This window comes from Stenotrophomonas sp. 22LJNL06-5-1, assembly GCF_056861455.1.
In genome coordinates, this window is sequence record NZ_JBSPUE010000001.1 from 194,401 (window position 1) to 214,898 (window position 20,498).

Here is a 20,498-nt window from a genome sequence, read left to right on the forward strand (position 1 = left end):
GAGCGGATCCTCTCCTGCGGAAAGGATCCGCCCGCAAACCCTCATTGATCGGCAGCCACAAAACCACCGGTCTGCCGCGCCCACAAGCGCGCGTACAGGCCACCGGCCGCAATCAGCTCGGCATGGGTGCCGGTCTCGACGATGCGGCCCTGATCCATCACCACCAGCCGGTCCATGCGCGCGATGGTCGACAGCCGGTGCGCAATCGCGATCACCGTCTTGCCGCCCATCAGCTGGTCCAGGCTGTCCTGGATCGCCGCCTCCACTTCCGAGTCCAGCGCCGAGGTCGCTTCGTCCAGCACCAGGATCGGTGCGTCCTTCAGCAGCACGCGGGCGATGGCGATGCGTTGGCGCTGGCCACCGGACAGCTTCACGCCGCGCTCGCCGACGTGTGCGTCGTAGCCACGACGCCCCTGCCCGTCCACCAGCGTATCGATGAAGGCTTCGGCACGTGCCTTGGCTACGGCAGCACGCAACTGCGCATCGGTCGCGTCAGGGCGACCGTACAGCAGGTTGTCGCGGATCGAGCGGTGCAGCAGCGAGGTGTCCTGGGTGACCACACCGATCTGCTGGCGCAGGCTTTCCTGGGTGACGTACGCAATGTCCTGGTCGTCGATCAGGATGCGGCCGCTTTCCAGGTCGTACAGGCGCAGCAGCACGTTGACCAGGGTCGACTTGCCGGCACCGGAGGGACCGACCAGGCCGATCTTCTCGCCCGGCTTCACCACCAGGTCCAGGCCAGCGATCACACCGCCCTTCTTGCCGTAATGAAAGTGGATGTCCTGGAAATGCACGCCACCACGGGTCACCTGCAACGGCACCGCATCCTCACGGTCCTGCACGGTCAGCGGCTGGGCGATGGTGGTGATGCCATCCTGCACCGTGCCGATGTCCTCGAAGATACCGTTGATGGTCCACATGATCCAGCCGGACATGTTGTGGATGCGGATCACCAGACCGGTGGCCAGCGTGATCGCACCGACAGTGATGTGGCCGCCATTCCACAGCCACAGTGCGAGACCGCAGGTGCCGGCAATCAGGAAGCCGTTGACGATGGCGATGGTCAGGTCCATGCCGGTGGTGACCCGGGTCTGTGCGCGGTGCTTGACCGCCAGTTCCTGGATCGACTCGGCCACGTAGGCCTGCTCGCGCCCGCCATGGGCGAACAGCTTCAACGTGGGAATGTTGGTGTAGCCATCGACGATGCGGCCCATCGCCTTGGAACGTGCTTCGGACGCAATCCATGCGCGTTCCTTCGCGCGCGGCACGAAGTAGACCAGGATCACCGCATAGGCCAGCAGCCACAGGATCAGCGGCACCATCAACCGCCAGTCGGCCTGCGCGAACAGGTACAGCGCGGTGCCGGTGTAGACCACGATGTACCAGAGCGAGTCGACCATCTGCACCGCCGACTCGCGCAGCGAGGTACCGGTCTGCATCACCCGGTTGGCGACGCTGCCAGCGAAGTCGTTCTGGAAGAAGCTCAGGCTCTGCCGCACCACGTAGTTGTGCATCAACCAGCGCGAGCGGTTGCTCAGGCCGGGCACGATGGCCTGGTTGACCAGCAGGTTGTGCAGGCCGACCAGGATCGGCCGCGCGATGACCGTGATGAACAGCATCCAGCCCAGTTCATTGGCATGGCGCTGGAAGAAACCGGCCCCAGGCTGCTCAGCGACCATGTCGACGATGCGGCCCAGGTAATCGAACATTGCCACTTCCACCAGCGCCAGCAGCAGGCCGGCGATGAGCGTGGCCAGCAGCACCGGCCACACCGGGCGCAGGTAATGCAGGTAGAACGGCAGCACCTTGCGCGGCGGCATCCGCCCGTCCACGGGCGGGAACACCGGAATCAGGGATTCAAACCAACGGAACATTGCATTCCCTCGCCATCAATAGCCGGCGGAGTATCCCACGCCGCGTGTGTACGCCAGCCGACGTTCGCCGCGGCCCCGGTAGTGCCGGCCGCTGGCCGGCACCCTTGCGACGTTTCCGGGGATCATGAAGTTGCCGGCCAGCGGCCGGCACTACCCATCGGATTCGTCACACGGCAGCGCCGGGCCACGCCCGGCGTCGTCATTTCACCGGGGTGAACAGCAGGTCCTGGAAATCGAAGCTGAAATCAGTCAGGTCGGAGATCGACTGCATGCGCACCTCGCGTACCTTGCCGTCCGGGTCCAGGCTGAAGTTCACGAACGCGTCGGCGTTGAGCGAACGGTCGTCCCAGCGCACGATGAAGGTGTCGTGCTGCCAGTGTTCCAGGCGCCCGCTCAGCTGCGCGGTCTTCGTGAAGCGCAGGCGCAGGCCCTTGCCCTCGGCACTGATCTGCATGTCGCCGTACCAGCGGTCACGGAAGGTGCCGGTGTAGCCAGCCAGCGCCAGCGACGGCCTGCTGCCCTTGTCGCGTGCACTCTGGTGCTTGGCCCAGGCCTCGTCGGCCTTGTCCTGGCCCTTGGCCACGGCCTTGACATAGGCATCCACCCAGTCGTGCTTTTCCCCGCCCAGGTAGGCATCGAGCACGCTCAGGGTGATCGCATTGAACGCCGCGCCCACTTCCTGATTGGTCAGCACCACCACGCCCAGTTTCTCGCCCGGTACCAGGGTCAGCCGCGAAACCATGCCCGGCCAGCCACCGGTATGCCAGACCAGCTTCTGCCCGCGGAAATCGCTCAGGCTCCAGCCTTCGCCGTAGCCAGCGAAGTTGGCCCGCGCCGGTGCCAGCTCCGGCACGCTCGGCGCCGGGATCGACTGCGGGGTGATCATCCGCCACATCTGCTGCTGGCTCTTGTCGCTGAACAGCGCCGTGCCATCGGCCAGCTTGCCCTCCGCCAGCTGCACCTGCATCCAGCGCGCCATGTCGTGTGCGCTGGAATAGATGCCACCGGCGCCGGCATTGTTCGACCAGGTCAGCGGTGCCACGGTGCGCAGATCCTTGAAATCGTACTTGGCGTGGCCGACCGCAGCCTTGTCGCCCGGCTTCAGGTGATCGGCGTTGTAGCGCGTGCCGGCCATGCCCACCTTGTCGAAGATGCGGGTCTGCAGGAACTGCTGGTAGCTCATGCCGGAGACATGCTCGATCACCTGCTGGGCGACCGCGTACAGGATGTTGTCGTACGCATAGCCCTCGCGGAAACCGCCCTTCAGCGGCACCTTGCCCAGCCGTTCCACCACTTCGGCATTGCTGTAGGAGGTGGTCGGCCAGAACAGCAGGTCACCGGCGCCCAGGCTCAGGCCACTGCGATGCGACAGCAGGTCGCGGATCGTCATTTGCCCGGTCACGAACGGGTCGGACATGCGGAACGACGGCAGGTGATCAATCACCTTGTCGTCCATCTTCAGCTTGCCATCCTCGGCCAGCAGGTTCAGCGAGGTGGCGGTGAACGCCTTGGTGTTGGAAGCGATGGCGAACAGCGTATCGGCCTGCACCGGTTCCGGCTTGCCCTGCTCGCGCACGCCCCAGCCGCGTTCCAGCACCACCTCGCCATCCTTGACCACCGCCACGGCAATGCCGGGCACGTCGAACTGCGCGCGCACGCGCTCGACGGTCGCATCCAGGTCCTGCAGCTGCGCGGGGGTGGCAGCGCTCGCCATGGTCGTGCACGCCAGCAGCACGGCTCCTCCAATCCAGGGTTTCATCCAGCACGATCTCCGAACAGGGGTGGCGGCCATGTGCAGGCCGTCACCGGGGTTTCGCGGGATGGTAACGGTCTGCGGCGCACCCTGCCCTGTGCCATAGGAGGGGTGTCATGGGCGGGAACGGCCAACCGAGCAACGGCTCCACCATCATTCCGTGTCTGCGCTATCGCGACGCGCAGGCCGCCATCGACTGGCTGCAACGCGCCTTCGGCTTCCATGCCCAGGCCGTCTACGCCGATGGCGATACGGTGTTCCATGCGCAGCTGACCTTCGGCACCGGCATGATCATGCTCGGCTCGGCCAGCAACCAGAGCGCATGGAGCGAACACGCGGCGATGCCCGATGAGGTCGGCGGCCGCCAGACCCAGAGCGCCTGTGTGATCGTCACCGATGCCGATGCCCACTATGCACGGGCCAAGGCCGCCGGGGCACGCATCGTCATCGACATCGCCGATCAGGACTATGGCGGACGCGGCTACGCCTGCGCCGACCCGGAAGGCTACCTGTGGTGGTTCGGCAGCTACGACCCCTGGCGCGCGGACCACGGCCAGTGACCGCGACCGCCCGCCAGGCGGAGATCCGCTGCGGCATCGGTGGCTGGGTGTTTCCCGAATGGCGCGGCGGCGTTTTCTACCCCGTGGGCCTGCCGCAGCGTGAAGAACTGGCCCATGCCAGCCGTGCCCTGCGTTGCATCGAAATCAACGGCACCTTCTACCGCACGCCCACCGCGGCGCAGTGCGCGCAGTGGGCCGCACAGACGCCGGAAGGCTTCCGGTTTTCGATGAAGGCGCCACGCTACCTGGTGCAGCGCCGCGACCTGTCCAGCACCGTGGAGGCAGCCGCGCCCTTCCTGCAGGCGGCGATTGCGCTCGGCGACCGGCTTGGCCCGTTGCTGTGGCAGTTCGATCCACGCCACCCGGCCGACGCCGATGCATTGGGCGCCCTGATGGCGCAGCTGCCGAAGCAGCTGGAAGGAGTGCCGCTGCAGCATGCGCTGGAGGTCCGCAACGCGGAGGCACATGGCCCGGCACTGGTCGACGCCGCGCGCCGCCACGGCGTGGCGCTGGTGATCGAAGACAGCGACGAGGCGCCATTGCACGGCGATGTCAGTGCCGGCTTCGTCTACGCGCGGATCAAGCGCAGCCAGGCCCGCTTGAACGAGGGCCTGCCGGCACCCGTGCAGCAGCGCTGGGCCGAACGCGCACGCCGCTGGTCACGCGGCGAACCGGTGGACGATCTGCCCTGCCTGGCCGGGCCGGCACCGTCAGAGCCGCGCGAGGTCTACCTGCTGTGCATCGGCGCGGGCAAGGCACGCAACCCGGCAGCGGCCATGGCCCTGCAGCGCCTCATCGACGGCGCCAGCGATCCAGCCCCCACAGCAGGGTCCACCCCATCACGAACACGCTCGCCACGCGCAGCACGTTGAGAAGAAACGCCATGGGGCCCAGTCGCTGCAGTTCCAGGAACGGATACGGCGCCTGCCCGGTCACTGCGGCGACCAGCATTGCCCAGCCCAGATAGACCAGTGGCACCAGCAACACCGCGCCCAGTGCGCGCCAACGCAGCGCGCCGTGCGGCAGCAGCAGCAACCACCCCAGCAGATACAGCGCCGGCACACCGTAGTGGAGGCCGGCATCGACCCACCATTGCAGCCCGGTGGGCTGCCACAGGCCCTGCAGCGCAAGGATGTAGACCATGCCGGTCACGCCGATGCACAGCGCCAGTACCGCAGTGGCCGCAGGACACAGCGATCGTCCGCACGCCAGCCGGATGCAGGCCAGGCATACCGCCAGGTTGCTGAGGATGGTGAAGTAGCCGAAGAACCGTAGTGTCGCCATGCCGACCCCGGCCGCCGCGCCAGAACCACGCAGCAACAACAGGTACTGCAGCAGCAACGAGGCGGCAGCCACGAGTGCGGTCAGCGCGGCCCATGCGCGCAGGGCGGAGCGTTCGGCAGCCATTGCTCGGTTCCCCCGGGGCGTTGCCGCGAGCATGCCACAGTCATCGCCGGTGGCCGCGCGATTGCCTCACAATAGGCGGATGAGCACACCCGACACCCGCAAAGCGCTGTGGCAGATCCACTTCTGTGTCCTGCTGTGGGGCGTCACCGCCATCCTCGGCAAACTGATCACCCTGCCCGCGCTGCCGCTGGTGTGGTGGCGCATGCTGCTGGTGACGGCGATGCTGGCGCTGTTGCCGCGGGTCTGGCGTGGGTTGCGCACCTTGCCTCTGCGCGTGGTGGCGGGTTACGCCGGCATCGGTGCGCTGGTCGCCCTGCACTGGCTGACCTTCTACGGCGCGGTGAAACTGGCCAACGCCTCGGTGGCTGCCACCTGCATCGCGCTGGCGCCGGTGTTCACCTCGATCATCGAACCGTGGGTAGCCAAGCGGCCGTTCCAGCTGCGTGAACTGGCGTTCGGCCTGGCGGTGCTGCCGGGTGTTGCGCTGGTGGTCGGTGGCGTGCCCGATGGCATGCGCCTGGGTGTGTTGATCGGCGCGATATCGGCGCTGCTGGTGGCGGTGTTCGGCTCGCTCAACAAGCGCATGGTCAGCCACGCCGATCCGCTTACGGTCACCGCACTGGAGCTGGGTGCCGGCACCCTCACCCTGACCCTGCTGGCACCGCTGATGCCCTACCTGCTGCCGGCGTTGGCCAGCCCGCTGTGGGTGGTTCCGGACCTGCACGACGGCATCCTGCTGCTGGTGCTGGCCGGGTTCTGCACGCTGCTGCCGTTCGCCCTGGCCCTGGTCGCGCTGCGCCACCTGAGCGCCTATACAGTGCAACTGGTGACAAACCTGGAGCCGGTCTATGCGGTGGTGCTGGCGGTGGTGCTGCTGCGCGAGCAGCACGAGGTCACGCCGTGGTTCTACCTGGGCGTGGCGATCATCGTCGGCGCCGTGTTCCTGCATCCGCTGCTGAACCGCCGCAAGCCGGTGCAGCATCCGGAAATCCTTGGCACGGCCGAGGCGCGCAACATCGCCGATTGAGTGCATCCACGCATGGCGTGGATCTACTGAACGCAGCGACGAGCGGGGCGCGGATCAATCGGTCAGCGCTGCGGCCAGTGCCATGCCGGGGCATCCAGCAGGCCCTGCCCGCTCAGCAGCGTGCGGCCCTGTTCCTTGTGCAGGTGCAGCGAGTGACACCCCGGTGCCTGTTCCAGTGCTGCGATCAGGCGGCTGGCGTGTGAGACCACCCATACCTGGCTGCGCGCACTGGCCGCGATGATCAGCCGCGCCAGCGCCGGCAGCAGGTCCGGATGCAGGCTGGTCTCCGGCTCGTTGAGCACCAGCAGCGGCGGCGGGCGTGGCGTGTGCAGTGCCGCGGCCAGCAGCAGGAAGCGCAGCGTACCGTCGGACAGTTCGGCCATCGACAACGGCCGCAGCAGGCCCGGCTGGTGGAAGCGCAGCGCCAGTCGACCGTCCAGTTCCTCGAAACCCACCGTGGCGCCGGGGAACGCGTCATCGACGCTGCGTGCCAACGCGACCGGATCTCCGATCTCGAGGATGGTCACCCAGGCCGCCGCCAGATCCCGGCCGTCGTGATGCAGCACCGGCGTGCGCGTGGCCATCGCCGGTTGTCGCGCCGGGGCATCGGCATCGCTGCGGAAATGGTCGTAGAAGCGCCAGCAACGGATGTACTCACGCAAGGTGATCGTTTCCGGCATGCGTTGCGGATCGCCGACCTGGGTGAACAGGCTGTCGAACAGTGACAACCGGTCATCGACCAGATCCCAGCCGCGCGCATGGCGTTGCCGTACCATCGCCCCGCGGCGATCAACCAGCAGGTTGGCGCTGCGCAGGAACGGCCCGGCCCAGATCGCCTCGACCTTGATCTGCGGGTCCAGTGCGAATGCCGAACGGCTGGGGGGCGGGTATCCCAGATCGATGGCATAGCCGAATTCGTCGGTGGTGAAGCCCAGCTTCAGCCCCACCGACGCCTGCCGGGGCCCACCCTGCAGCGGGATCTCACCGGCCGCAACCCGGCGATCGATGGATTCGGGGCCGGCCCACAGCGCCGAACCGAGCCCCCCTTCACGGGCCAGCACCGCCGCGACGCCGCCCTGTGCGGTCTCCGCCAGCAGGCGCAGCGCGCGGTACAGGCTGGACTTGCCACTGCCGTTGTCACCGGTCACCACATTCAACTGCTGCAGCGGCAGTACCAGCCCGTGCAGCGAGCGATAGTGGGCGATGGCCAGGGTCTGCAGCATGGTCGGCGTCCGTGGGAACAGAAGCTGCATGGTGCATCACGTGGATCGCAGGGAATGCGACGGGCACGGTGTTCGCGTGGATTCCCCCTCCACCCAGGGCGCGGATCTGCCGGGCGGGTGCTTCAGCCTGCCAGTTCCACCCGGTTGCGGCCATTGCCCTTGGCCCGGTACAGCGCCTTGTCGGCGCGTGCCAGCATGTCATCCACGCTTTCACCTGTCTGGTGCTGTGCAACGCCGATGCTGATCGTGACCGGGAAACCCAGCGGAAGGTCTGCCACGGCCAGGCGCAGGAACTCGCATTGCAGCTCGGCCGTGCGCAGATCGGTGCCCGGCATCACCGCCACGAACTCTTCGCCACCATAGCGCGCCGCCATGCCACGGCCGGCAAAGTGCGAGCGCAGCAGCACGCCCAGCTCGGCCAGCACCCGGTCGCCGGTGGCGTGGCCCTGGAAATCGTTGATGTGCTTGAAGTGGTCGATGTCCAGCAGGGCCACGCAGGCCACTCCCGGTTGCCCATCGATCTCCGCCACCGCCTCCTCCAGTGCCGCCGCCATCGCGCGGCGGTTGGGCAGGCCGGTCAACGCATCGGTGCGGCTCTGCTCGGCAAGGTCGGCATTCTGCGCCAGCAGCACGTCCTGGTACTCCGACAGCAGGCGCTCGTAGTCATCGCGTTCCAGCATGTGCTTCTGGATGTCGAGCGCAAAACGGCGCAGCTCCATCACCAGCATCACCTGCCGTGACAGAGCGGCCAGTGCCTCGGCCTTGTCGCTGGGCAGGTGCTGCGGATGTGCATCGAACACGCACAGCGTACCCAGTGGCAGGCCATCGGAACTGATCAGTGGCGCACCGGCGTAGAAGCGAATGTGCGGGTCGCCGGTCACCACCGGGTTGTCGTGGAAGCGGACGTCCTGCAACGCGTCCTCGACCACCATGATTTCCTGCGGCTGCAGGATGGCGTGGCCACACATCGATTCGCTGCGCAGGTTCTCCGCCGCATCGATGCCCTGGATCGACTTGAACCACTGCCGTTCGACGTCGATCAGGGTCACCGCCGCCATCGAGGTACCGCAGACCGCCTTGGCGATCGCCACCAGGTCGTCGAATGACTTCTCGCGCTGCGAATCAAGGATCCGGTAGCGGTACAGCGCCTCGAGCCGAAGGGCTTCGTTGGCAGGCTTGTCGGGCTTGATCATGCAGCGTCACATTCCGGCAGGTCACTGCGGAGTCTAGCCGATGCCGGTGCGTAATCCGCACAACGGGGAGTGCCGGCCGCTGGCCGGCATCCCGCGCTCATTCGATGCCTGGTGCAGCCGGCCGGCGGCCGGCACTACCGCGAGTTACCAGTCCAGCTGCTTCGGCAGCAGGCCCTGCAGTTCCTGCTCGGTCAGGTTGCGCCACTGGCCCGGCTTCAGCGCGCCGATCTTGATGTTGTCGATGCGCACGCGGCGCAGCTGGGTCACGCGATAGCCGAATTCGGCGGCCATCAAGCGGATCTGCCGGTTCAGGCCCTGCTGCAGGGTGATGCGGAAACCGAACTTGGCGATGCGCGAGGTCTTGCACGGCAGCGTCATCTGGTCGTGGATGCGCACGCCGCGCGCCATGCCGCGCAGGAACTCATCGGTAACCGGCTTGTTCACCGCTACCAGGTATTCCTTCTGGTGGCCATTCTCGGCGCGCAGGATCTGGTTGACGATGTCGCCGTTGCTGGTCATCAGGATCAGCCCCTCGGATTCCTTGTCCAGGCGGCCGATCGGGAAGATGCGCTGTTCATGGCCGACGAAGTCGACGATGTTGCCCTTGACCGAGGTTTCGGTCGTGCAGGTGACGCCTACCGGCTTGTTCAGCGCGATGTAGACGTGGCGGCGGGCGCCGGGCTTGCGTGCCACGCGCGCGCGCAGCGGCTGGCCGTCAACCAGCACCTGGTCTTCCTCGCCCACCACCGCGCCGGTGCCGGCCGGATGGCCGTTGACGGTGACGCGACGCGCGGCGATCAGGCGATCGGCCTCGCGGCGGGAGCAGAAGCCGGTATCGGCGATATGTTTGTTGAGTCGGGTGGTCATCGGCCCATTATCCGGCATCGCCGCCCGCTGCGCTTCATGCCAGGGCAGGCGGATCGAGCTCCTCGCCGTCGAAGACCCGGTTGCGGCCTGCCCGCTTGGCCACGTACATGGCGTGGTCGGCCCGCCGCAGCAGCCCGGCCAGATCGTCCTCGCCCGGCCGCCACTGCGCCAGGCCGATGCTGGCGGTCACTTCCAGCCCCGGCACCTGCAGGGCCTGGCCGGCCTCGGTGATGCGCTGGCGCAGCCGGTCCAACCGCGCCGACGCCGCCTCGCGCGGCATGCCCGGCATCAGCAGCAGGAACTCTTCGCCGCCCATCCGCACCACTTCGTCCTGGCTGCGCACCGCCGTGCGCAGGGCACGCGCCACCGCCACCAGCACCTGGTCGCCCACCGCGTGGCCATGGCGGTCGTTGATGTCCTTGAACAGGTCGATGTCGAGGAAGCCGATCACCAACGGGCCACGCTCGCGGTCGACCCGTTCCAGGTGGCGGGCCAACTGCTGCAGTCCGGCGCGGCGGTTGGGAAGCCCGGTCAGGCCGTCGGTCTCGGCCAGCTGGCGCAGCTCATCACGCTGCTGGCGGAGCCGGCCCAGCCGCTGGTTCAACGCATAGGCGGCCATCATCAGCAGCCAGGTCACCGCCAGCTGCAGCGCCTCCACCCGGTACTCCATCAGCCACTCGGCGCCGCAGGCATCAGCGATGATCAGCACCAGCAGCGGCGCCAGTGCGGCCAAGCCCGCCTGCGCCCAGCGGTCTCCCCGCAGCCAGGCCCAGATACCGACCCCCAGCGCCAGGCCACAGCCCAGCACGTACGACACCTGCAGGGTCTGCGCGACCCACGCCAGATGTTCCCAGCGCAGCCACGGCACCAGCGCGGCCAGCGCCAGCATGCCCCACAGCACGACCTGTTGCAGCGGCCGCGAGCGCGGCAGCACACGGTCACCGCCATTGAGCCGCCACAGCGCCGGCAACACCAGTGCCTGGGTCGCAGCGGTCAGCGCCAGCAGCCACCAGGCGCCGCGCTCGCCCACCGGCAGCCAGGGTTCCGGATAGCCGCTCAGCCCGCCGAGGATGGCCTGCCACAGCACCATCACGGTGGTGCCGGCGATGTAGACCAGGAAACTGCGATCCCGGGTGGTCAGGAAGGCCATCAACGCCGACAGCGCCAGCGCGATCGCCACCGCGATGCAGGCCGCGCGCACCAGCAGGCGGGCGGTGTCGTTCTGCTGCACCGGGCTGGGCGCGCCCAGCCGCAGGGTCGGTACCCAACGTGCCTTCAGCGGTGTCTGCCAGGAGACCAGGAACGGCTCACGGCTGCCGGCCGGCGGTACGGCCACCAGGCCGATACCGGCCCGGAAACGTGAATCGCGGGTGCGCGCGTCGTGCATGTTGCCGCAGATTTCGCGGTCACCGTGCTGCACCCGGACTTCACCGGCAAACACGTTGAACACGTCCAGCGCCTGCGGTTGGCCTGACCAGCCCTGCGGCGGAGCCGGTACCAGCACCTGCTGGCGCGGGCCCGACAGCATGCGCGGCGTGCACGCACGATGCGGGGTGGGCTCATCGGTAGCGCCACCAACCAGCAGGTAATCGCGCCCCGATTCCACCGCTGCGGCCTGCAGCGGCCACGGCGTCGCCAACCACGCCAGCAGTACGACCAGCACCGCTCCTGTTCCGTACTGCCACTGCCTGCCGCCCACGCCACATCCTGTTGTTGCTTACGCCCGCGCCCACTGCGCGTCGCCCCTGGCCGGCATTATCGCAGCCGGACGTGCGCCGCACGTGTAGACCAAAGTCGCCGCCACGCCGTTCAGCCAGCCCCCGGCGGCCCCTTCACCGCGACCAGCCGTACCGGGCGCAGATCGGCCAGGGTCAGCCGCTCCAGCGGTTGCGGCCGTTCGATGGCATAGCCCTGCAGCCCCTGCACGCCAAGCCGGGTCAGTGCACCGGCAACCTCGGCGGTCTCCACCCACTCGGCCACCACTTCCATCTGCAGCTCGCGCCCGAGCTCGCTGATCGCGCGCACGGTGGCGTGGCTGACCGGGTCGGTATCCATGTCCCGCACGAAGGCACCGTCAATCTTCAGGATGTCCGCGGGCAACTGGCGCAGATAGCCGAACGAGGACAGGCCGGAGCCGAAATCGTCCAAGGCCATCCGGCAACCACGCGCCTTCACCGCATCGATGAAGGCACGGGCCTGGCTGAGGTTGCTGATCGCCGCGGTCTCGGTGATCTCGAAGCACAGCTTGGAGGCCAGCGCGCGGTTGCGCTCGAGCAGGTCGCAGACGAAGGCGAGGAATCCCGGCTCGGCGATCGACTGCGCCGATACGTTGACGTTGCACAGGCCCAGCTGGCGCACGTGTGCCGGGCACACCTGCAGGTGGCGGAACAGCAGCCCGAGCACGTGACGGTCCAGCGCCACCGCCATGCCATAGCGCTCTACCGCCGGCATGAACTGTCCGGGCAGGTGCAGGCTGCCGTCGGTGCCCCGCATGCGCACCAGCACTTCGTAGTGCAGGTAGGTCGGATCGCCCACGCGGGCGATGCGTTGCGCATACAACAGCATGCGGTTCTCGGCCATCGCCAGGCTGACGCCCTGCAACCGCTCGGCCTCCTGCCGCCGTTCCTCCAGCGCCATGCGATTCTCATTGAAGCAGTGCACGCGGTTGCGACCGGCCTGCTTGGCGGCATAGCAGGCGCTGTCGGCGGCACTCATCAGCCAGTTCACATCGGGGGCGTCGGCGCTGACTTCAACCACGCCGATGCTGCAGCTCAGCTGCGGGCTGCCCTCGCTGATCGGGAACGTGGCCTGGCCCAGGTTGCGGATCACCCGTTGCAGCACCCGCTTGGCCTCGTCCTGCCCGGCATGGGCGAGGAACACGGCGAACTCGTCGGCGCCCAGGCGGCCGACCCAGTCACCGTCACGTACCGCCGCCACCAGATAGTCGGCGAAACTGCGCAGCATCTGGTCACCGGCGGCGTGGCCGAAGCTGTCGTTGACCAGCTTGAAGTGGTCCAGGTTGATGTAGCACAGCGCATGCGTACCGCCGTCGCTGCGCACCTGCAGCAGCGAACGTTCCAGCAGCCGCTCGATCTCGCGCCGGTTGATCAGGCCAGTCAGTGGATCGTGGCTGGCATGGTGTTCGATCTCGCGTGCCAGGGCATGGTTCTGGCTGACATCCTCGATGATCGCAAACACCGACAGGCCGCCTCCCGCGCTGCGCACACCGGTGCCACTCCAGCGCCCCCACACCAGGCTGCCATCGCGGCGGCAGAAGCGCAGCTCACTCGGCCGCAGCTGCCGGTCCCAGTCGATGCGGCCGACGCCATCGATGACCAGTTCACCTTCCATCAAAAGATCGCCGAGCGACATCTGCAGCAGCACGTCGCGTCGGTAGTCGAGGATATCGGCCATCGCCTGGTTGGCTTCGATCACCTTGCCGTCGGTGTCGAGCTTGAGCATGCCGACATTGGCCTGGTAGAAGGCCGCGCGGAAGCGGCTTTCATGTTCGGTCAGGTCCTTGCCGACGCGGCGCGCGAGGGCCACCGCCATCAGGCTGATCGCCAGCACCGACAGCCCGCCGACTGCAAGCGTGGCGATCCGCACCATCGTGGCCATGCGCAGCAACGCCTGGGAAAATGCCTGCGCCTGTACCTGCAGCCGCCGGTCCAGATCACGCAGCTGTTGCAGGTACCGGTCGCGGTCCGCCACTGGCAGCGCACCCTCCGCATGCCCCGACTGCAGCTCGGCAACCAGCCGTTGCACGGCCAACAGATCGTCATCGGTCTGTCGCCACAGCGTGGTTGCTTCCCGGAATGCACCGATGTCGCGTGCATAGCGGAACGAGAACACCAGGCGCGGGATATCGGCACGCGCGTTGCCACCCTGCAGGAAGCCCTGCCGGGCCTTCTCCTCGTCCGGTACCGCCTGTTCCAGCGCCAGCCGGGCCTGCAGATCCCCCAACGGAATCCGCAGGGCCTGCCGCGCGTCCTCCAGGTCCTGGGCATGGCCACGTGCCAGGTAGCGGCTCAGCGCAGCGGTTGCATCCTGCTGCCCCCGTGACCAGTAACCCTGGCCGGCAATCCAGGCCGTCGAGGCCGCCTGCAGTTCCTGGATCAACGCGGACAGCGCGACCAACCCGATCGCCATGCCCGTCAACAACGCAAAGCGCAATCCCAGGCCACGGGTCATCGGCACCCGCCGGCTCTGCTGGTCCGTGCCACTTCTACCCATCCCGGATCCCCCCGAATGTGCTGCGGTGACAACCTCCCTTGGAACTGGCCCAGCCTATGACCGGCAATGTGTTTGCCATGCGAAAAGGGGACGGAGGGGATTAAGTCGTTTTCGGCATAAGCGCATGGCCTGCCATATACGACTTAATCCCCTCCGTCCCCTTTTTCTGTACGCCAGCCCGGAGACTGGCGTTGATCAGGACGGCTGCGGGCGCGGCTTAGAAGCTGCGCGGGCCGCGCGGCTTGAAGCCGTCACGACGCGGCGGGCGGCTGTCGCGGTCACCACCGCGGTCGCCACCATGGCCACCCGGACCACCCGGGCCGCCACGACGCGGGCCACCCGGACCGCCCGGACCACGCTTGTCGAAGCGCGGCTTGAACGGGCGCGGGGCCGGGTTGGTGTCTTCACCCGGGGCCAGCGCGCGCATCTGCAGCTGCTGGCCGGACACCCAGACCTTCTGCAGGTGCGACAGCACGTCCGACGGCATCTGCGCCGGCAGATCCAGCAGCGAGAAGTCGTCGTGGATGTCGATGCGGCCGATGAAGCGGCTTTCCAGGCCGGCCTCGTTGGCAATGGCGCCGACGATGTTGGCCGGCTTCACGCCATGCTGGTGGCCCACCGAAATACGGTAGGTCTCCATGCCCTGCTCCGGCGCACCACGCGGCGGAACCTCACGGCGCGGACGCTGCTCGAAACCACCTTCGGCGTCATCGCGACGCGGGCCACGCTCGAAGCGCGGACCACGCTCGTTGCGGTCAAAGCGATCGCCACGCTCCGGACGGTCGCCACGGTCGAAGCGCTCGCGCGGCGCGCGCTCTTCACGCGGCGCACGCACCGGCGGCTGCAGCAGGAACGGGGTATCACCCTGCAGCATCTTGGCCAGCGCCGCAGCCACTTCGATGGCCGGCACGTTCTGCTCGTTCTCGAAGCGCTCCAGCAGCTGGCGGTAGAAGTCCAGGCCACCGGCGCCGAGGGTTTCGGTGATGCGCGTGGTGAACTTGTTGATGCGGTTGTCGTTGACCGCTTCCACGCTCGGCAGCTGCATCTCTTCGATCGGCTGGCGGGTGGCGCGCTCGATCTGGCGCAGCATGCCCTTCTCGCGCGGGGTGGCGAACAGGATCGCCTCGCCGCTGCGGCCGGCACGGCCGGTACGGCCGATACGGTGCACGTAGCTTTCGGTGTCGTACGGAATGTCGTAGTTCAGCACGTGGCTGATGCGCTCCACGTCCAGGCCGCGGGCGGCCACGTCGGTGGCGACCAGGATGTCCAGCTTGCCTTCCTTCAGCATGGCGATGGTGCGCTCACGCTGGGCCTGCTGCATGTCACCGTTGATGGCGGCAGCGGCCAGGCCTCGGGCCTGCAGCTTGCTGGCCAGTTCTTCGGTGCCGGCCTTGGTACGCGCGAAGATGATCATCGCGTCGAACGGCTCGACTTCCAGGATGCGGGTCAGCGCGTCCAGCTTGTGCATGCCGCTCACCCACCAGTAGCGCTGGCGGATGTTGGCCGAAGTGGTGGTCTTGGCCTGGATGGTGACTTCGACCGGATCCTGCAGGTAGGTCTGCGCGATGCGACGGATCTGCGGCGGCATGGTGGCCGAGAACAGGGCCACCTGGCGCTGCTCCGGCAGCTTCTTCAGCACGGCCTCGACGTCGTCGATGAAGCCCATGCGCAGCATTTCATCGGCTTCGTCCAGCACCAGCGTCTTCAGCTCGGACAGGTCCAGGGTGCTGCGATCCAGGTGGTCGATCACGCGGCCGGGAGTACCGACCACGATGTGCACGCCGCGGCGCAGGGCCGACAGCTGCTGGCCGTACGGCTGGCCGCCGTACACCGGCAGCACGCGGAAGCCGGGGATCTTCGACGAATAGGACTGGAACGCCTCGGCAACCTGGATGGCCAGTTCGCGGGTCGGTGCCAGGATCAAGGCCTGCGGCTTGATCTGCTGCAGGTCGATGTTGGACAGTACCGGCAGCGCGAACGCGGCGGTCTTGCCGGTGCCGGTCTGGGCCTGGCCCAGCACGTCGCGACCTTCCAGCATCGCCGGGATGGTGGCGGCCTGGATCGGCGACGGGGTTTCGTAGCCGATGGCGGTGACCGCCTGCATCACGGGCTCGGACAGGCCGAGCTGCGCAAACTGCAGCGGCGCTTGGGAATCTTGGGACATGGGGAACTCCGAAGGCACTGCCGTCTTCCTGGCAGTGCGATAAAAAAGGTGATGGTCCGCGCTTTGGGCGCCCTTCTTATCGCGTGCCCTGGCGCTGCTCGGTTGGAGGAGATTTCACTCGCTCAGAGCGGAATCATACCGCATTGATCCTGAACGAGGCGTACAGCTTTCCGTGCGCGTGCCGTCATGCCCCGCGCTGGCGCACAATACGCGCCCTCTTCCCCGGCCTGGCCACTGGCCTGTGCCCTCTTTCCAGGAACCCAGCTCCATGCAGATTCTCGAATTCGACCTCGACGGCGACTACGTCGAACTCAAGCAGCTGCTCAAGCTGGCCGACCTGGTCACCAGTGGCGGCGAAGCCAAGATGGTCATCAGTGACGGCCAGGTGCGGGTCGACGGCGAAGTCGAACTGCGCAAGGCCTGCAAGATCCGCGCAGGCCAGGTGGTCGAATTCGCCGACAGCCAGATCCGGGTGCTGGCCGCCGGCTGATCTGAACGGGCTGATCTGAACCGGTTCAGGCCACGCGCTGGGTCAGGTGCGAGGCAATCAGCTGCCTGAACGGTGCCACGCCCTGCGCCAGGCGCAGGCCGGCCGCCCGCAGCAGGCGCGCAGGACGGCGATCGTCGGTGTACAGGCTGGCGATCGCGTTGGTGGCTTCGTACAGCGGCCGCGACGCCAGCCGATGACCCCGCTGGTAGCTGGCCAGCATGCCGGCTGCAGCAATGTCGGCACCGCGACGCTGCTGCTCGACGATGCCCTGCGCCAGCCGCTGTGCGCTGGCCAGTCCCAGGTTGAAGCCATGCGCGGTGACCGGGTGCATGCCTACGGCGGCATCGCCGATCAGTGCCGAACGCTCGCCGACAAAACGGTGCGCGTACACACCCACCAGCGGATACGCCTGCGGCGTGGCCACTGGCTGCATGCGGCCCAGGCGGTGTTCGAAGCAACCGCTGATGGCCTCACCGAAGGCCACCTCATCCATTGCCAGCAGCTCCTCGATCTGCCGCGGCGGCAGCGTGATCACCGCCGATGCCTGGCCCTCGTTGAGCGGCAGCAACGCCATCGTGCGGCCGTAGCCGAACCATTCCCAGGCAGTGTGGTGATGGTCGCGCTCGACCTGCATGCGGCACACCAGCATCGACTTGCCGAAGTCGCGCATCTGCGCACCGATGCCAAGCATGCGGCGGGTGGCGGAGAAGCGGCTGTCAGCGGCTACCAGCAGCCGCGCATGAAGTTGGCTGCCGTCATCCAGTTTGACCACATGGCCCTGTGCATCGGCCTGTACGCCCTGCACCTTGCGCCCATCGAACAGTTCCAGGCCGTCCTGGCCCTGCACGGCATCCCATGCAGCGCGGCGGATCAGATGGTTGGGCACCAGCCAGCCCAGCGGCTGGCCGTCGACCTGGCTGCTGGCGAAGGTCAGTGCGAACGGCGAGCCGCCGTTCATCACCCTGGCATCGCGTAGTTCGGCGACTTCGGCCTGCGGCAGGCGCTGCCACAGCCCCAGCTGCTCCATGCTCTGCCGCGAGGCATGGGTCAACGCGATCTCCCGGCCATCGAAGGCGGCCTCGGCCAGCGTCTGGCGCGGCTGCACTTCGACCAGCCCGACCTGCAGGCCGCTACCGGCCAGCGCACGCGCGAAGCACAGACCCGCCGGTCCGGCGCCGACCACCACCACGTCCATCCTGCGCATGCGCGCCTCCTGCCGTTGATTCAGTCCGGGCCAGCATAGCGCCACGCACCTGACCGGCCTTGATCTGGATCAGGCCGGGATCACAACAACGCGAACACCAGCGCCAGGATCGACAGCAGCGACACCGCCCACACCAGGCTGCGCACATAGGGCACACCTGCGGCGTACAGCGGCAGATAGACCACGCGCGCCCAGAAGTAGGCCTGCGCGGCCAGTGCCGTGGTGTCGTTGCCGCGACCGGCCACCACCACTGCGATGGCGGCGGCGGCGAAGAACGGGAACGTCTCCAGGAAGTTGGCCTGCGCGCGCTGCAGGCGACCGGCCAGCGCGCTGACCGGCCTGGCCTCGCCATCACGTGCCGAAGCATTCCACTTCATCCCGCGCTCGCGGGTGACCACGGTGGAGGTGGCGAAGATGTAGACGAAGCCCAGCAGCACCGACCAGGCCAGCATCGTCAGTTCAGTTGCCATCGTTCATCTCCTCAGGGTGCCGACGCACGCAGGCTGTAACCGGCCAGGCGCCACACCTGGTCCTCGTCGAAACGGAATGAGACCAGCTCGCGCACCGGCTGTGCGCTGTTGGCGAAACGGGTCGGGAAGCTGACGTTGATGTACAGCCCTTCCGGCACCGCGGCGCCGGCGCTGTACTTGACCCGGGTGATGGTCGGCTGGCCGCGGCCGGCCAGCGCACCCAGACGCGTGCGCTCGGCGGTCAACTGGCTGACGAAAGCGGCCTTCGGTACTGCACGGCGCGCGACGGCCGAAGCGCCATCCCACAATTCACCGGCGCGGTTGGCATCAACCAGCTGCGCCGCCTTCACTGCGGCCGCACCCATTTCCGCATCCTGTTTCTGCACCTGCGCCTGCTGCGCGGCGGTCAACGCGGGTGCACCGGCGGTGGCCGGTTTTGCAGCCGACGGCGAGGCCGGTGCGGGGCGCGCGGGCGCCGGGGCGGGCGTGGCGGGCGCAGGCGTCTGCGCCAACGCGAGCATGGGCAGCAGGGACAGCAGCAGGAGCACGCGCTTCATGGACACCGCCGGTTCTCGGGAAAGAACCGCAGTCTACGCCAGCGCGGTGAGCTGTTCGTCAGCGCGCGTGGGCGCTGCCTTCCACCGCTGCGGCATCGGCCTGCGCGGCGGGCGTGCCGGTGTCTGCTGGCGCCTGTTCGGCCACCGGCGGCGGCTCCGACGGTGCCGGTGGCAGCGTTGCCACATCAATCTCCGACAGCGGGCTTTCTTCCGGGCACACCGCATCCGGGAAACCGAAGCGCTGCTTCAGTGCCTGGCCGCAGCTGTTGATCGATTCCATGTCGGCGCCTTCGCGCTTGCACTGCTGGTCGAAGGCAATCAGGAACGCGTCCTTGCGCTGCACGAAATCATCGCCGCAGGCGCGCATCTGCTTGATCCGTTCCAGATCGTCCTGCACTGCGTTGGTACCATCCAGGCCGTACTGGCGCAGCTCGTCCGGGGTCAGCAGGCGCAGGCTGCGGTTGGGCACGGTCATCATCAGATCAGCCACGCCCACCGCCACGCCGTTGCGCTGCAGGTAGTCCTTCACGTTGTCGTAGACCTCGTGCAGCTCGCGGTTGAGTTCCGCGCGCGAGGTGGCCTTGGAACTGATGCGCATCATGCGGTGGATGCCGACCTTGCCCGACAGCAGGCGGTTGTCACCGGCGGCCAGCACGAACACGCAGGCGCTGTGGCAGATCGAGCCTTCTCGCACCCAGATCGTCCAGCCGGATTCACCGATGCTGTCACCGGCGACGATCGCCGATTCCACCTGGCCGCCGCTGGAATCCAGATCGAGGATGCGCTTGTGGATCTTCTGATCGTCAGCGACCACGGCCAACCGCCACATCATTTCGGCGAAGCCCGGATTGATCTTGCCGGCGTAGCGCACGCGCATCAGGCCGCGTTCGGCGCACGGCGCCAGGGCCTGGGTGATCTGCTCGCGCTGCAGGCCTTCCAGCTCGACACCGTCGCCGGCATCGCCGGCATATTCCGTGCTGCAGCTGACCCAGGCACGGCCATTCTCCAGCTGCGCCTGCGGCCACGGCCGATCCGCCCGGCTGCGCGGCGGCGCTGGCGGTGGCGGTGCGTCGGCGGCATTGATCGACACCATGTTCTCGCCATCGCTGGCAGGTGCCCTCGCCGCCTTGTCGGCAGCGGTCACATTGCCCGGATTCTCCAGCTGACTGCAGCCCGCCAGGGCCAGGCACAACAAGGGCAACCAGCGGAGTTTGGCGGACATCGGGCAACCAGTCTTCACGTGAGCAAGAGCCACAGTCTACCCGTCCCGGGCGCGCATTCAGCGCGCGGCACTGAACCCCCTCTGACCCTTGGGAAAGCGTGCCGACCAAGGTCGACACCTACCAGCAGACGTGAACCTGTCGGAGGTGGGGCGGTGTGGGCTGGCAGGACCGTTGGCGCCATGGATGGCGCCATCGAGCCCCCAGGGACGGGTTTACGGCGTGTCCTGCCAGCCCACACCGCCCCGCCCAACCC

Annotated in this window: 17 protein-coding genes; 4 read left to right on the forward strand and 13 right to left on the reverse strand. The window is 67.7% G+C overall.

Annotated elements, in window-relative coordinates; genetic code table 11:
- Positions 1-41: 41 nt before the first annotated feature.
- Entirely contained in the window at positions 42-1,874 is a 1,833-nt protein-coding gene (gene smrA, locus AC13GF_RS00900; protein ID WP_483002794.1) for a multidrug efflux ABC transporter SmrA, read from the reverse strand.
- Between the two features lie 199 nt (positions 1,875-2,073).
- Entirely contained in the window at positions 2,074-3,633 is a 1,560-nt protein-coding gene (locus AC13GF_RS00905) for a serine hydrolase (protein WP_483002796.1), read from the reverse strand.
- Between the two features lie 110 nt (positions 3,634-3,743).
- Between AC13GF_RS00905 and AC13GF_RS00910 the strand changes: the two genes are divergently transcribed.
- Positions 3,744-4,187 (forward strand): VOC family protein, encoded by a 444-nt coding sequence (locus tag AC13GF_RS00910; protein ID WP_099474180.1) that lies wholly within the window; start codon positions 3,744-3,746, stop codon positions 4,185-4,187.
- Positions 4,184-5,059, forward strand: a complete 876-nt coding sequence (locus AC13GF_RS00915) for a DUF72 domain-containing protein (protein ID WP_483002798.1) — start codon at positions 4,184-4,186, stop codon at positions 5,057-5,059. The genes AC13GF_RS00910 and AC13GF_RS00915 overlap by 4 nt, the downstream gene beginning before the upstream one ends.
- Here the strand turns inward: AC13GF_RS00915 and AC13GF_RS00920 are convergent.
- A complete protein-coding gene (locus AC13GF_RS00920; protein ID WP_483002799.1) occupies positions 4,980-5,594 on the reverse strand; it encodes a Pr6Pr family membrane protein in 615 nt (204 codons plus the stop codon). The two genes, AC13GF_RS00915 and AC13GF_RS00920, sit on opposite strands and share 80 nt — an antisense overlap.
- Before the next feature lie 79 nt (positions 5,595-5,673).
- Here AC13GF_RS00920 and AC13GF_RS00925 point away from each other — a divergent pair, with 79 nt between their 5' ends.
- Positions 5,674-6,621, forward strand: a complete 948-nt coding sequence (locus tag AC13GF_RS00925) for a DMT family transporter (RefSeq protein ID WP_483002801.1) — start codon at positions 5,674-5,676, stop codon at positions 6,619-6,621.
- A 62-nt stretch (positions 6,622-6,683) separates the two neighbouring features.
- Here the strand turns inward: AC13GF_RS00925 and AC13GF_RS00930 are convergent, their stop codons facing one another.
- The 6 genes from AC13GF_RS00930 to AC13GF_RS00955 all read right to left on the reverse strand — a co-directional run bounded on the left by AC13GF_RS00930 (position 6,684) and on the right by AC13GF_RS00955 (position 16,301).
- Positions 6,684-7,844: an AAA family ATPase gene (locus AC13GF_RS00930; RefSeq protein WP_483003681.1), complete on the reverse strand. Its 1,161-nt coding sequence runs from the start codon at positions 7,842-7,844 to the stop codon at positions 6,684-6,686.
- 122 nt (positions 7,845-7,966) lie between these two features.
- Positions 7,967-9,037 carry a sensor domain-containing diguanylate cyclase gene (locus AC13GF_RS00935; RefSeq protein WP_483002803.1) on the reverse strand — a complete coding sequence of 357 codons (1,071 nt, stop codon included), beginning with the start codon at positions 9,035-9,037 and terminating at the stop codon, positions 7,967-7,969.
- Between the two features lie 144 nt (positions 9,038-9,181).
- Positions 9,182-9,904: a pseudouridine synthase gene (locus AC13GF_RS00940; protein WP_005408708.1), complete on the reverse strand. Its 723-nt coding sequence runs from the start codon at positions 9,902-9,904 to the stop codon at positions 9,182-9,184.
- A 34-nt stretch (positions 9,905-9,938) separates the two neighbouring features.
- Positions 9,939-11,603, reverse strand: a complete 1,665-nt coding sequence (locus AC13GF_RS00945) for a sensor domain-containing diguanylate cyclase (protein ID WP_483002805.1) — start codon at positions 11,601-11,603, stop codon at positions 9,939-9,941.
- A gap of 110 nt (positions 11,604-11,713) precedes the next feature.
- On the reverse strand, positions 11,714-14,137 hold the full coding sequence (locus tag AC13GF_RS00950) for a putative bifunctional diguanylate cyclase/phosphodiesterase (RefSeq protein WP_483002806.1): 2,424 nt from the start codon (positions 14,135-14,137) through the stop codon (positions 11,714-11,716).
- Between the two features lie 217 nt (positions 14,138-14,354).
- Positions 14,355-16,301 carry a DEAD/DEAH box helicase gene (locus AC13GF_RS00955; RefSeq protein ID WP_126929664.1) on the reverse strand — a complete coding sequence of 649 codons (1,947 nt, stop codon included), beginning with the start codon at positions 16,299-16,301 and terminating at the stop codon, positions 14,355-14,357.
- 268 nt (positions 16,302-16,569) lie between these two features.
- Between AC13GF_RS00955 and AC13GF_RS00960 the strand changes: the two genes are divergently transcribed.
- Positions 16,570-16,791 carry an RNA-binding S4 domain-containing protein gene (locus tag AC13GF_RS00960; RefSeq protein WP_012479588.1) on the forward strand — a complete coding sequence of 74 codons (222 nt, stop codon included), beginning with the start codon at positions 16,570-16,572 and terminating at the stop codon, positions 16,789-16,791.
- Between the two features lie 25 nt (positions 16,792-16,816).
- On the opposite strand, the gene ubiM is transcribed toward AC13GF_RS00960, so the two are convergent.
- The 4 genes from ubiM to AC13GF_RS00980 form a co-directional block, all read right to left on the reverse strand.
- Positions 16,817-17,995 (reverse strand): 5-demethoxyubiquinol-8 5-hydroxylase UbiM, encoded by a 1,179-nt coding sequence (ubiM, locus tag AC13GF_RS00965; RefSeq protein WP_483002808.1) that lies wholly within the window; start codon positions 17,993-17,995, stop codon positions 16,817-16,819.
- Between the two features lie 80 nt (positions 17,996-18,075).
- Positions 18,076-18,465 carry an MAPEG family protein gene (locus AC13GF_RS00970; protein ID WP_483002809.1) on the reverse strand — a complete coding sequence of 130 codons (390 nt, stop codon included), beginning with the start codon at positions 18,463-18,465 and terminating at the stop codon, positions 18,076-18,078.
- Between the two features lie 11 nt (positions 18,466-18,476).
- On the reverse strand, positions 18,477-19,022 hold the full coding sequence (locus AC13GF_RS00975; protein WP_483002811.1) for a DUF4019 domain-containing protein: 546 nt from the start codon (positions 19,020-19,022) through the stop codon (positions 18,477-18,479).
- Between the two features lie 58 nt (positions 19,023-19,080).
- Complete coding sequence (locus AC13GF_RS00980) at positions 19,081-20,244, reverse strand: COG3904 family protein (protein ID WP_483002812.1); 1,164 nt, start codon at positions 20,242-20,244, stop codon at positions 19,081-19,083.
- Between the last annotated feature and the right edge of the window lie 254 nt (positions 20,245-20,498).

Bases quoted from the DNA above. Each gene is read 5' to 3' on its own strand.
- AC13GF_RS00905 (WP_483002796.1), bottom strand. From the start codon at position 3,633: ATGAAACCCTGGATTGGAGGAGCCGTGCTGCTGGCGTGCACGACCATG.
- AC13GF_RS00910 (WP_099474180.1), top strand. From the start codon at position 3,744: ATGGGCGGGAACGGCCAACCGAGCAACGGCTCCACCATCATTCCGTGT.
- AC13GF_RS00920 (WP_483002799.1), bottom strand. From the start codon at position 5,594: ATGGCTGCCGAACGCTCCGCCCTGCGCGCATGGGCCGCGCTGACCGCA.
- smrA (WP_483002794.1), bottom strand. From the start codon at position 1,874: ATGTTCCGTTGGTTTGAATCCCTGATTCCGGTGTTCCCGCCCGTGGAC.
- AC13GF_RS00935 (WP_483002803.1), bottom strand. From the start codon at position 9,037: ATGATCAAGCCCGACAAGCCTGCCAACGAAGCCCTTCGGCTCGAGGCG.
- AC13GF_RS00960 (WP_012479588.1), top strand. From the start codon at position 16,570: ATGCAGATTCTCGAATTCGACCTCGACGGCGACTACGTCGAACTCAAG.
- AC13GF_RS00940 (WP_005408708.1), bottom strand. From the start codon at position 9,904: ATGACCACCCGACTCAACAAACATATCGCCGATACCGGCTTCTGCTCC.
- AC13GF_RS00980 (WP_483002812.1), bottom strand. From the start codon at position 20,244: ATGTCCGCCAAACTCCGCTGGTTGCCCTTGTTGTGCCTGGCCCTGGCG.
- ubiM (WP_483002808.1), bottom strand. From the start codon at position 17,995: ATGCGCAGGATGGACGTGGTGGTGGTCGGCGCCGGACCGGCGGGTCTG.
- AC13GF_RS00955 (WP_126929664.1), bottom strand. From the start codon at position 16,301: ATGTCCCAAGATTCCCAAGCGCCGCTGCAGTTTGCGCAGCTCGGCCTG.
- AC13GF_RS00930 (WP_483003681.1), bottom strand. From the start codon at position 7,844: ATGCTGCAGACCCTGGCCATCGCCCACTATCGCTCGCTGCACGGGCTG.
- AC13GF_RS00975 (WP_483002811.1), bottom strand. From the start codon at position 19,022: ATGAAGCGCGTGCTCCTGCTGCTGTCCCTGCTGCCCATGCTCGCGTTG.
- AC13GF_RS00925 (WP_483002801.1), top strand. From the start codon at position 5,674: ATGAGCACACCCGACACCCGCAAAGCGCTGTGGCAGATCCACTTCTGT.
- AC13GF_RS00970 (WP_483002809.1), bottom strand. From the start codon at position 18,465: ATGGCAACTGAACTGACGATGCTGGCCTGGTCGGTGCTGCTGGGCTTC.
- AC13GF_RS00950 (WP_483002806.1), bottom strand. From the start codon at position 14,137: ATGGGTAGAAGTGGCACGGACCAGCAGAGCCGGCGGGTGCCGATGACC.